This is a genomic window from Phenylobacterium sp. (assembly GCF_030693625.1).
Taxonomy (GTDB): Bacteria; Pseudomonadota; Alphaproteobacteria; order Caulobacterales; family Caulobacteraceae; genus Phenylobacterium; species Phenylobacterium ferrooxidans.
In genome coordinates, this window is the sequence record NZ_JAUYAF010000030.1 from 1 (window position 1) to 11,427 (window position 11,427).

At 67.8% G+C, this 11,427-nt stretch carries 11 protein-coding genes; 6 read left to right on the forward strand and 5 right to left on the reverse strand.

Translation table 11 applies throughout. The annotated features are described in order from the left end of the window. The coding region (gene cysD, locus Q8N10_RS06665; RefSeq protein WP_305663884.1) for a sulfate adenylyltransferase subunit CysD at window positions 1-689 on the forward strand (689 nt) is incomplete at its 5' end. Next, a complete protein-coding gene (gene cysN / locus Q8N10_RS06670; RefSeq protein ID WP_305663885.1) occupies window positions 689-2,611 on the forward strand; it encodes a sulfate adenylyltransferase subunit CysN in 1,923 nt (640 codons plus the stop codon). The genes cysD and cysN, both read left to right, overlap by 1 nt. Before the next feature lie 6 nt (window positions 2,612-2,617). Here cysN and Q8N10_RS06675 read toward each other — a convergent pair whose 3' ends face one another. From Q8N10_RS06675 to Q8N10_RS06690, 4 genes are all read right to left on the reverse strand, one after another. After that, entirely contained in the window at window positions 2,618-3,616 is a 999-nt protein-coding gene (locus Q8N10_RS06675; RefSeq protein WP_304777271.1) for a PhoH family protein, read from the reverse strand. Between the two features lie 128 nt (window positions 3,617-3,744). After that, window positions 3,745-4,389: a carboxymuconolactone decarboxylase family protein gene (locus Q8N10_RS06680; RefSeq protein WP_304777272.1), complete on the reverse strand. Its 645-nt coding sequence runs from the start codon at window positions 4,387-4,389 to the stop codon at window positions 3,745-3,747. Continuing rightward, complete coding sequence (locus Q8N10_RS06685) at window positions 4,389-4,913, reverse strand: VOC family protein (protein ID WP_304777273.1); 525 nt, start codon at window positions 4,911-4,913, stop codon at window positions 4,389-4,391. The genes Q8N10_RS06680 and Q8N10_RS06685 overlap by 1 nt, the downstream gene beginning before the upstream one ends. Before the next feature lie 292 nt (window positions 4,914-5,205). Continuing rightward, the gene (locus Q8N10_RS06690; RefSeq protein WP_304777274.1) at window positions 5,206-6,366 is read right to left on the reverse strand and encodes an MFS transporter; all 1,161 of its coding nucleotides are present in this window, start codon (window positions 6,364-6,366) and stop codon (window positions 5,206-5,208) included. 117 nt (window positions 6,367-6,483) lie between these two features. Here Q8N10_RS06690 and Q8N10_RS06695 point away from each other — a divergent pair, with 117 nt between their 5' ends. Next, entirely contained in the window at window positions 6,484-7,107 is a 624-nt protein-coding gene (locus Q8N10_RS06695; protein WP_304777275.1) for an exopolysaccharide biosynthesis protein, read from the forward strand. Between the two features lie 4 nt (window positions 7,108-7,111). Here the strand turns inward: Q8N10_RS06695 and Q8N10_RS06700 are convergent, their stop codons facing one another. Further along, window positions 7,112-8,110, reverse strand: coding sequence for a DUF1176 domain-containing protein (locus Q8N10_RS06700; protein WP_304777276.1), 999 nt, complete (start codon window positions 8,108-8,110; stop codon window positions 7,112-7,114). Between the two features lie 82 nt (window positions 8,111-8,192). Between Q8N10_RS06700 and Q8N10_RS06705 the strand changes: the two genes are divergently transcribed. The 3 genes from Q8N10_RS06705 to Q8N10_RS06715 are packed head-to-tail and all read left to right on the forward strand — an operon-like array spanning window position 8,193 to window position 11,257. After that, window positions 8,193-9,473, forward strand: a complete 1,281-nt coding sequence (locus Q8N10_RS06705; protein WP_304777277.1) for an aminotransferase class III-fold pyridoxal phosphate-dependent enzyme — start codon at window positions 8,193-8,195, stop codon at window positions 9,471-9,473. A gap of 3 nt (window positions 9,474-9,476) precedes the next feature. Beyond that, window positions 9,477-10,907 carry an amidase gene (locus Q8N10_RS06710; RefSeq protein ID WP_304777278.1) on the forward strand — a complete coding sequence of 477 codons (1,431 nt, stop codon included), beginning with the start codon at window positions 9,477-9,479 and terminating at the stop codon, window positions 10,905-10,907. A 5-nt stretch (window positions 10,908-10,912) separates the two neighbouring features. Beyond that, window positions 10,913-11,257, forward strand: coding sequence for a DUF423 domain-containing protein (locus Q8N10_RS06715; RefSeq protein WP_304777279.1), 345 nt, complete (start codon window positions 10,913-10,915; stop codon window positions 11,255-11,257). Window positions 11,258-11,427: the final 170 nt, after the last annotated feature.

The following is an 11,427-nucleotide window of genomic DNA, read 5'->3' on the forward strand; positions in this document are numbered from 1 at the left end:
AGATGCGCTACCGGATGTCCGAAACCCTCGGCTTCGAGCTGCAGGTGCACCGCAATCCTGAAGCCCTGGCTAAGGGCATCAACCCCTATGAACACGGCTCGTCCCTGCTCACCGACCTGTGGAAGACCGAGGGCCTGAAGCAGGCGCTCGACAAGTACGGCTTCGACGCGGCCTTCGGCGGCGGCCGGCGCGACGAGGAAAAGAGCCGCGCCAAGGAGCGTGTGCTCTCCTTCCGCTCGGCCCAACACCGCTGGGACCCCAAGAACCAGCGCCCCGAGCTCTGGCATCTCTACAATACGCGCAAGGCCACGGGAGAGAACTTCCGCGCCTTCCCGATCTCCAACTGGACCGAGCTGGACATCTGGCAATACATCCACCTGGAGAACATCCCCATCGTGCCGCTCTACTTCTCGGCGGAACGCCCGGTGGTGGAGCGTGACGGCATGCTGATCATGGTCGACGACGACCGCATGCCCCTGAAGCCCGGCGAGACCCCGATGATGAAGTCGGTGCGGTTCCGCACCCTGGGCTGCTACCCGCTGACCGGCGCCGTGGAGAGCACGGCGGCTACCCTGCCGGAGATCATCCAGGAGATGCTGCTCACCACCACCAGCGAGCGTCAGGGGCGGGCCATCGACCACGACCAGGCCGCCTCGATGGAGAAGAAGAAGCAGGAGGGCTACTTCTGATGTCGGTTCAGGCCGCCGGGACCCACCAGTCCGACCTCATCGCCCAGGACATCGACGCCTACCTCCAGGCCCACGAGCACAAGAGCCTGCTGCGATTCATCACCTGCGGCTCGGTGGACGACGGCAAGTCGACCCTGATCGGCCGGCTGCTCTATGACTCCAAGATGATCCTGGACGACCAGATGGCCGCCCTGGAGGCTGACTCCAAGCGCGTCGGCACGCAGGGGGGCGACATCGACTTCGCCCTGCTGGTGGACGGCCTCGCCGCCGAGCGTGAGCAGGGCATCACCATCGATGTCGCCTACCGCTTCTTCTCCACCGACAAGCGCAAGTTCATCGTCGCCGACACCCCCGGCCACGAGCAGTACACCCGCAACATGGTCACCGGCGCCTCGACCGCCGACGCCGCCGTGATCCTGATCGACGCCCGGCGCGGCGTGCTGACCCAGACGCGGCGGCACTCCTACCTCGTCAGCCTGCTGGGCATCCGTCACGTGATCCTGGCCATCAACAAGATGGACCTCGTCGGCTGGAGCCAGGAGACCTACGACACCATCCTGGCCGAGTACCGAGCCTTCGCCGCCCAGATCGGGATCACCGACTTCACCGCCATCCCGATGTCGGCGCTCAAGGGCGACAACATCACCGAGCACTCGGACGCCGCCCGCTGGTACGACGGCCCGCCGCTGATGCATCTGCTTGAGACCCTGCCGGTCGAGGATGACCTTCAGAGCCGGCCGTTCCGCATGCCGGTGCAATGGGTCAACCGCCCAAACCTGGATTTCCGCGGCTTCTCCGGCCTGATCTCCACCGGCGTCATCAAGCCCGGCGACAAGATCAAGGCCCTGCCCTCGGGCCGCGAGAGCACCGTCGACCGCATCGTCACCTTCAACGGCGATCTGGACCAGGCCGTGGCCGGCCAGTCGGTGACGCTCACCCTGGCGAGCGAGATCGACATCAGCCGCGGCGACGTCATCTCCATCGCCGACAGCCCCCCGCCGGTGGCCGACCAGTTCGAGGCCACGGTGGTCTGGATGGACGACGAGGCCATGCTGCCCGGCCGTCCCTACCTGCTGAAGATCGGCACGCGGACGGTCGGCGCCTCGATCACCGAGCCCAAGTACAAGGTCAACGTCAACACCATGGAGCACCTGGCCGCCAAGCGGCTGGAGCTCAACGAGATCGGGGTGTGCAATCTCAGCCTCGACGCCCCCATCGCGTTCGACCCCTATGCCGAGAACCGCGACCTGGGCGGCTTCATCCTCATCGACCGGATCTCCAACCGGACCGTGGCCGCGGGCATGCTGCACTTTGCTTTGCGCCGCAGCCAGAACGTCCACTGGCAGGCCCTGGATGTCGACAAGGCGGCGCGCGCGGCGCTGAAGGGCCAGCGCGGCCGGGTCGTCTGGCTGACCGGCCTCTCGGGCTCGGGCAAGTCCACCATCGCCAACCTGGTGGAGAAGAAGCTCTACGCAGAGGGACGCCATACCTACCTGCTGGACGGCGACAATGTCCGGCACGGCCTCAACCGCGATCTCGGCTTCACCGACGAGGACCGGGTGGAGAACATCCGCAGGGTCGCCGAGGTCTCCAAGCTGATGGCGGACGCCGGCCTGATCGTGCTGGTGAGTTTCATCTCGCCCTTCCGCGCCGAACGCCGGCTGGCCCGCGATCTCCAGGCCGAGGGCGACTTCGTCGAGGTCTATATCAACACCCCGCTCGAGGTCGCCGAGGCCCGCGACGTCAAGGGCCTCTACAAGAAGGCGCGCGCCGGAGAGCTGAAGAACTTCACCGGCATCGACAGCCCCTATGAAGCCCCCGAGGCCGCCGAAATCGTCATCGACACGACGAAGACGCCGCCGACGGAGGCGGCCGAGCAGATCACCGCCTGGCTGGAAGGCGAGCTGGACTACTCGATCTAGGCCGGCTCAGGCCGCGGCCTGCATCTCCCCGCCGCTGCTCTGCGAATAGAGGGCTTCCAGCCGGGCCACAACGGGGTTGCGGATGATCTGGTAGGCCTCGAAATGATGCACGGCCGCCAGGTCGGTTCCGGCGACCAGCTTCAGCAAGTGGGCCAGGCCGGAGACCTCGTCGCCGCCCACCAGGTCCACCTGGGCCGGATCACCGGTCACCACCAGCCGCCCGTTGCGGCCGATGCGGGTGGCCGCCATCCGCATCTTGCCCACCGTCATGTTCTGGGCCTCATCGACCAGCAGCATGGTGTCGTTGAAGGTCCGGCCGCGCATCCGGCCCAGCGGCATGACCTCGATCATGCCCCGCTCGGTGAGCTGGCGGATCTCGTCGTGGCCAATCAGTTGGCGCAGTTCATCCTCGATCGGGGTCAGCTGTTCGTCATAGGCGGTCTCGGCCCGCAGGCCCGCCGTCATGGTCTCGCCCTCCAGCATCACCCGCGGCCGTGTCATCACCAGGTGCTTGATCCGACCCTCGGCCAGCAGGCTCAGGCCCGCGGCGATGGCCAGGTGGGTTTTGCCGGTGCCGGTGGGGCCGACGCCAAAGATCAGGGACCGGTCGGACATCAGCAGGGTGTTCATGAACCCCACCTGGCTCAGGGACATCGGCCGGACCGCCTGGGTGATCCCCTTGAGCCGATAGGCCAGTTCGAACTTGAAGGCGTGGCTAAGGACGCCGCCGATCGCCGCATCCACCAGACCCTCATGGCCGCCCTCGGTGCGCAGCAGCTCGGCGATTTTCTCGACAATCGCCGCGGCCAGGGTCACGGCGATCTCTTCGCCGGTCAGGGCCAAGGCCTCCGGGCGCGGCGAGACCTGCAAGTGGTAGGGCCGCAGGGCGTCTGCGATCCGCCGCATTGAGGCCCCCTGCCCCGCGACAAGGCGCTCGACAAGCGGCGGCGGCAGGCTGACGACCTTCGTCGCGGTCGCCCGGGTGGGGTCGTGATGCAACTCCAAGTGAATCTCCGCACACCGCCACAACGAACAGTGACAGCAACATCCCATCGAAGATTCAAAATAGACTTAAGCAAATGGCCCGCATTCCAACTCGAGGACCTGCGAATACCATCCATAGCGTGCAAAACTCAATCAGAGCGACGCGCCGTATCGAGGAAGTCCCGCGCGCTGAAGTCCTCCGGCGGCGCGACCTCGACGATGGGGTCGTCGCGGTCGTCGAACTCGAGGCGCAGGGCCCGGCTCATCACCGCGTGCATGTCGTAGAGCGTGGTGATGTAGGTCAGCTCCAGGATCTGCTCATCGTCCAGGAAGGCCCGCAGCGCGGCGAACACCGCCTCTGGCGTCCTCCCACCCTGCAGCACCAGGCAATCGGCATAGGCCAGGACCGCCCGCTCCTGGGCGTCATAGCAATCGGCGACCTGCCAGTTGGGCACCGCGGCGATCCGCTCCTCGGACACCTTCAGGCCGCGCAGCGACTTGCAGTGCTGGGAGAAGACGAACTGACTGCCCCGCGCCCAGCCGGCCCGGGTCTGGGCCAGTTCCCGCAGCACCGGATCGAGCTTGCGATCGGGCGAGCGGTAGAGGGCGAAGCCCTGGTTGGCGTGCCTCAGGATGTCGGGGCTGTTGGCGAACACCGTCCACCAGTCGCCTTTCGTCCCGGTGGCGGTCCCCGGCTGCGCCACCGGATCACGGTCGCCAAACAAAAGGTCATAGGTCTTGGTGACGACCTCGGATGTAGCCTCCGCGCGCGAGACCTGTTTGAGGCGCGGCATCAGATTTCCGCCGCCGCGCCGGCGGGTTCATGGGCCACGTCCTGCGGGCCGAAGCCTTTCGTCCAGGCCGCGAACTCCAGCATGATGCCATTCGGATCGGTGAAATAGACCGAGCGGACGAAGACCCCGGGATGCAGCTCAGCCGCCACCCCGGCGGCGCTGTCGTCGTGATTGACCACCATGGGCAGAACCTCGACGCCTGCCGCCTGCAGGCGCTTGATGCTGGCCTGAAGGTCGTCCGCCTCCATGTCGAAGGCCACGTGGTTCATGGAGCCGACGGCCGACTTGGGGGCCTGGGGGAACTTGGCGACCGAGGCGACGCCCGGCGCGGCGGCCGGGACCTCCGGCCACCAGAAGAAGGCCACACTGGCCCCGCCGCCGCAGTCGAAGAAGAAGTGCTGGCCGCCGTCCGGCAGGGCGATCGTCTTGGTCAGTGGCATGCCCAGCACGTCGCGGTAGAACCTCACCGTCTCGCCCATGTCGCGGCAGACGAGCGCCAAGTGGTTGATGCCTTTGGTACGCACGGACGCCTCCTCGCAAGCGCGTCAGCCAATGTGGACACTGGTTTAGCGTCCGACGCGCGCCAAATTGAAACTAGGACGGGTTCAGGCGGAGCAGCCTGAACCCGTCCTAGAAGCTCGTGGGATCGGGCTTTTCGACCGCCTTGATCTGCTCGCCGCCCCAGGGGACCGTCACTTCCAACGCGCGCACGGCGTTCCTCCCGTTTTTGTTTTGCCGCCATAGTCGCCCCATCGGGGCGGCCCGCAACCCTGTCGTGGCGTAAGGTCCCCCGCCTCCCGAAGCGGAAGCGCTGTCTCAGCTATCCAGCCGCCGGACGCCGTACAGCCTGACCGCGCCGGCCAGTCCGGCCAGAGACATGGCCGCCATCACGAAGTAGCCGTGCGCCCCGATGCGGTCGAAGAGCGCGCCGGAGACGATGGTCGCCACCCCGCTCAGCACGCCGCCGGAAAGGGCGGAGTTGATGGTCTGGGCCGCCGAGGCGTTGCTGGGCTTGGAGAGCTGGTCCACCAGCTGCAGGGATCCGATGAAGGTAGCCGCATAGGTGAAGGTGTGCAGGGCCTGGATCGGGAACACCATCCAAAGGGGCGGCGAAAGGGCCAGCGCGCCCCAGCGCACCACAGCGGCGACCCCGCCCAGCACCAGCAGGTTTCGCGCGCCGAACCGCCGCCGCCAGGGCTCCATGAACCAAAGGAAGATCACCTCGACGCCGACGCCGACCCCCCACAACAGGCCGGTCATCGACTCCGGGATGCCCTGGTCGCGCCAGGCCAGGGTGGAGAAGGAGTAGTAGAAGGCGTGGGCCGACTGGATCAGGCCCGCCGAGATCACCACCAGCATGAAGTCCCGGTCTGCGAACAGTTCGCGCAGACCCGCCATCCGCTCGGCCAGGGCCGCGGTCCCGCCGCCAACCCGAACCGGATCAGGCGGCAGCCAATAGCGTGCGCCGAAGGCCACCAGCAGGCCCGACACCGTGATCCAGACCAGCACCAGTTCCGGCGAACCCTGCGCCAGGATCAGGCCCATCCCGATATTGGCGATGATGAAGGCCACCGAGCCAATGCCCCGTGGCCAGCCATAATTGAACCCGTCCTTCTGGGACCTGGCCAGGACCACCACGTCGGTCAGGGGACCTACGGTCGCGTACATCGTCGAGGCGATGAACCACAGGCCGAACCACCAGGCGAAGCCAAGGGGCGCGACCATCAGGGCGTAGCCCGCGGCCATCGCCAGGCCCATCAGGATCAGCGGGGTCCGGCGCAGGGAAAAACTGTCGGCCCACATGGCCAGCAGCGGCGCGGTGACGGTGCGGGCCAGCAGCGGTGCCGACAGGATCAGGCCGATTTCGGCGCCGCTCAGCCCGCGGTGGTCGAACCAGACCGGTATATAGGGCGAGGCCGCGCCGCCCCCGATGAAGATGGCTCCGTAGAACAGACCAAGGCGCACCGGGCTCGACATCGTTCACCCTGCTAGCCCGAGTCGGACGCCGATTTCTCCCAGGCGCAGTCGGTAGTGCGAAGTGATCGCAGCAGGCCTTCCGCAGCGACGCCCAAGCATGATAGCCGCAGGGCTGCGATGACCGACAAAGCCCACGCCGCCAGTGTCTCCGAACTGCTCGTCCTGATCGGACAGCGCAAGACTCGCAAGGTGTCGGTGGCCGACATCCTGGAGACCTTTGGCGACCGCGCCTTCGGGGCCTTGATGTTCGTCTTCGCCGCCCCCCTGGTCCTGCCCATGCCGCCCGGCGTCTCGGCCATTCTCGGCGCGCCCCTGGCGTTCATCACCGCTCAGTGGATGCTGGGCCGCCGCACCCTGTGGCTGCCCAAGGCCCTGCTGGCTCGGACGATGAGCATGTCGGACTTCCGCAACCTGTCGGAAAAGCTGATGCCGCATCTTGAGCGGCTGGAGCGGCGGCTGAAGCCGCGGCTGACCTTCATGTACAACCGCTTCGCCGACCGGCTGATGGGGGCGATCTGCTTCTCGCTCTCCATCATCGTCTTCCTGCCGATCCCCTTCGGCAACATGCTGCCCTCCCTGGCCATCGCCGCCTTCGCCATCGGCACGGCGGAACGGGACGGCTATGCCGCGATCATCGGCTGGGTGATGGCGGCGGTCAGCATCGTGGTCCTGGGCGTCCTGTCCAAGGCGATCATCGCCGCGATCGTCGCCTTCTTCTCCACTCTGATGGGGCTGTTCTAACCGGTCACTTGCGCCGCGAGCGGAACAGCACCGGCCACGCCTCGGCGCTCAGCCCGCGGCAGGCCGGCATCTCGGTCTGATCGCTGACGCGGAACGCCTTGCCGTCCCAGATCCAGCTGTTGACGCCGCCGCAGTCGGCGATCCCACGACCCTTTTCGAAATTGCTCAGGGTCTGGGTCTCGGGGTCGAAACTGACGTTCATCAGCAGGTTTGTGGAGAAACCATCGAGGTTGGGGATCTGGGCCGGGCGGATATGGCCGCCCTGCTCGTCGGCCAGCATGAAGGCGTAGATTTCGTTGTACGCTCCAAGATAACATCGTTCTCCGAAGAGGATGACACCGGGGGACAGGCGGGCGATGATCGGGCTGAAGTCCTTCGGCGGCTGGGTGTCGCAATCCTCGCCGAGCTGGGCCCGCATGCCGGGCGGCAGCTTGTCGGGGAGGCCTGCCTGCGACACCGCCGGGCCAGGGCGGACCAGGGGAACCGATGGCGGCGCAGGGACCGTCGAGGCGGGCTTGCCGCCCTTCGCCACCAGGGCGGTGACCGTGCCCGCCCTCTGCTGCTGATCATCCATCCAGCGCAGGGCCGCCGAAGCGCCGGTCAGCAGCACATCGCTGCGGCCCGGCGCCAGGGTCAGGCGCTGGCCATTGCGGATCGCGGCCAGCAGGGCCGTAGCCTGTATGGGCGTCAGGACGACGTCGGCGTCGCCCTCGGCCTTGGGCGCGAGACCGGGCACAGGCTTGCCGTCCACCCGCACGGCCCACGGAGTAGGTATGCCGGACTCCCCCGCCAGGACGAGCCGGATCACGGGCGCGGCGTCAGCCCCCGCCGAGCGCCGCACATGCAGGAAGGGGCGGTCCTCGAAGCTGTCCTCCGAGAAGCCGAAGGCCGAGCACTCGCGGGTGTTGTCGCAGACCACGGTCCAGTCCTGGAAGCTCCTGCTCGCCGCCTGAACGCCCGTCGCCATCATGGCGCCCAGCAGGCCCAAGATCATCGCCTTCATCGTCCGCTCCCGGTTGCCGAGGACAGCGCGGAGCGTAAGGTCAGATCAAGCCATGGCAATTGGCGAACACCGAGGGACACCGATGAGCCGACCCAACAGCCGAGACCGCGCCCTGCGCGAGCGCGCCGCCGCCGTGATCCCGGGCGGCATGTACGGCCACCAGGGGGTGGGCCTGTTGCCCGACGACTATCCGCAGTTCTTCGCCCGGGCCGAGGGCGCCCACCTTTGGGATGTGGATGGCAACCGGTATCTCGACTTCATGTGCGCCTATGGGCCCAACCTGTTCGGCTACGCCCACCCCGAGATCGACGCGGCCTATGTCCGCCAGCTTGGCCTCGGCGACACCCTGACGGGTCCCACCGAGCTGATAGTGCGGCTTGCCGAGGAAATGACCGCGCTCGTCACCCACGCCGACTGGGCGATCTTCTGCAAGAACGGCACGGACGCCACCTCCATGGCGCTCTCCACCGCCCGCCAGCATACGCGTCGCAAGACCATCATCCGGGCCAAGGGCGCTTATCACGGCGCGGCCACCTGGTGCGTCAACCGTCCCGCGGGCACGGTCCCCAGCGATCAGGCCCACCAGATCTTCTGCGACTACAATGATGTGGCCAGCCTCGAGGCCGCCGCGGCCCAGGCCGGGGACGACCTGGCCGGCATCTTCGCGGCCCCCTTCAAGCACGACGCCTTCATCGACCAGGCTGACCCCGATCTTGCCTATGCCCGCAAGGCCCGGGAAATCTGCGACCGGACCGGCGCCCTGCTGATCGTAGACGAGGTTCGCGCCGGCCTGCGGCTCTCGCGGGACCTCTCCTGGTCGCGGATCGGGGTGCAGCCGGACCTGTCCACCTGGGGCAAGTGCCTGGCCAACGGCCACCCGATCTCCATGATGCTGGGCGCGGACAAGGCCAGGAAGGCCGCCTCGCAGATCTATGTCACCGGCTCCTTCTGGTTCCAGGCCGCCCCGATGGCCGCCGCCCTCGAGACCCTGCGGCTGGTGCGTGACACCGATTACCTTGAGCGCCTGCAGACCCTGGGCGACCGGTTGGCCGACGGCCTGCGAGAGCGGGCGAGCGCGGCGGGCTTTGGTTTCCGGGTTTCGGGACCGGTGCAGATGCCGCTGTTCCTGTTCGACGACGACCCGGACCTGCGCAAGGGCTTCTGCTGGTCCAGCGAGATGCTGAACCGTGGCGTCTACGTCCACCCGTGGCACAACATGTTCATGTGCGCGGCGATGACCGAGGGCGACATCGACGCCGCGCTCGACGCGGCGGAAGCCTCCTTCGACGTCCTGAAGCGCCAGGCGCCCAGCCTCGAACCCGTCGCCAAGATGAGTTTCCTCATGCCCGCCAGCCAAGGTTAGACCATGCCGATCACCGACTATTCCGAGCACGACGGCGTCGCCCTGGGCCAGATGGTGGCCAAGGGCGAGGTCACGCCCCTGGAGCTGGTGGACGCCGCCATCGAGCGCATCGAGCGGCACAACGGCGCCCTCAACGCGGTGGTCCACACCGCCTATGACGAGGCCCGCGCGCGCGCCAAGGGGCCCCTGCCCGACGGCCCGTTCAAGGGGGTGCCCTTCCTGATCAAGGACCTGGGCATGCCGGTGGCCGGCTGGCCGCGCACCTCGGGCAGCCGGTTCGCGCGCCACATCGTCGACACCGAGGACGGCGGCCTGACCCGGCGCTACCGCGAGTCTGGCGTCGTGCCGCTGGGCAAGACCAACACCCCGGAATACGGCATCACCGGCACGACGGAGAGCGCTCTGCTGGGCCCGTGCCGCAATCCCTGGAACCCGGCCCACATCGCGGGCGGGTCCTCGGGCGGGGCGGCCTCGGCGGTGGCGGCCGGCATCGTGCCCATGGCCCATGCCTCGGACGGCCTCGGCTCGATCCGCATCCCGGCGGCCTGCTGCGGCCTGGTGGGGCTGAAGGTCAATCGCGACCGAGTGCCCAACCTGCCCGACGCCTACGACTACGCCGCCGGCTTCGTGGTGGACCATGTGGTGACGCGCACCGTGCGCGACAGCGCCGTCATGCTCGACGCAACCGGCATTCCGGAGCCTGGCTCCCCCTACGCCCCGCCCCCCAAGACCCGGCCCTATGCCGAGGAGATCGAGACCTCGCCGGGCAGACTGCGCATCGCCTGGTCCAGCGAGACCGCCAATGGCCGCCCCATCGATCCGGAGATCCAGGCGGCGCTGGAACGCACGGCCACCCTGCTGAAGGGCCTCGGCCATGAGGTGGTGGAGAAAGGCCTGGGCATTGACTATCGCGCCCTCTACGCGGCCCGCGGCCCGGTGAGCGGCGCCAACTTCGCCGGCGGCATGGAGCGGTTGATCGACGAGGTGGGCCGCGAGCCGGAGCAGGACGAGCTGGAGCCGCTGACCTGGGCCTCGCTGAAGGGCGGCCGCCGGGTGACCGGCGCCCAGGCCTTCCGGGCCCTGCAGGACCTGCGCGCGCTCAACCGCTTCACCCTGGCCTTCTTCGAAGACTGGGACGTCTATCTCTGCCCGGTGCTGGGAACCCCGGTGCCGGAGGTCGGCTTCATCGACCCGGTGAACCTGGAGCCCAAGGAGGTCAACCGCCGCCAGGGCAAGGTCTTCCCCTTCACCCCGCCGATGAACTTCTCAGGCCAACCCTCGATCTCCCTGCCGCTGGAGATGGATTCGAACGGCCTGCCGATCGGCATGATGTTCAGTTCCCGCTACGCCGACGAAGCCACCCTCTTCCGCCTGGCCGCGCAACTTGAGAAGGAAGCGCCCTGGAAGGGCCGCCGTCCCGCGGTCTGGGGGTGACACGCATGGGTCCCTGGTTTCGTCTGGCCGCTGTCGGCGGCTTGCTCTGCGTCGGCTTCGGCGCCTTCGCCGCCCACGGGATCAGCGATCCGAAAGCCCAGGAGTGGCTGAAGACCGGCGCCCTCTATGGCTTTGTCCACGTGCTGGCGGTGTTCGCCGCCGGGCAGCGAAGCGGACGCGGCGCGAGCCTGGCGCCGCCGCTGTTCCTGGTGGGCCTGGTGTTGTTCTCCGGATCGCTCTGGGCCATGGGCGTGGGCGCGCCCCGCTGGCTGGGCGCCATCACCCCCCTGGGTGGCCTCGCCTTCATGGCCGGCTGGGCGGCGCTCGCCTGGAGCCGGCCGAAGGCCTAGGTCGGGCTCACGGCTCGACGAGAGAGCGAACGCCCGCGAAGGGTGGTGGGCTCAACCGGTGACCGCAACACGCTAACTTTCCTTGGGAGATGGAGCGTGGTCGATGAAGCAGCGAAAGAGGATCTACTACTCGGCGGCCCAGCGGGCTGAGATCTGGGATCGCTGGAAGG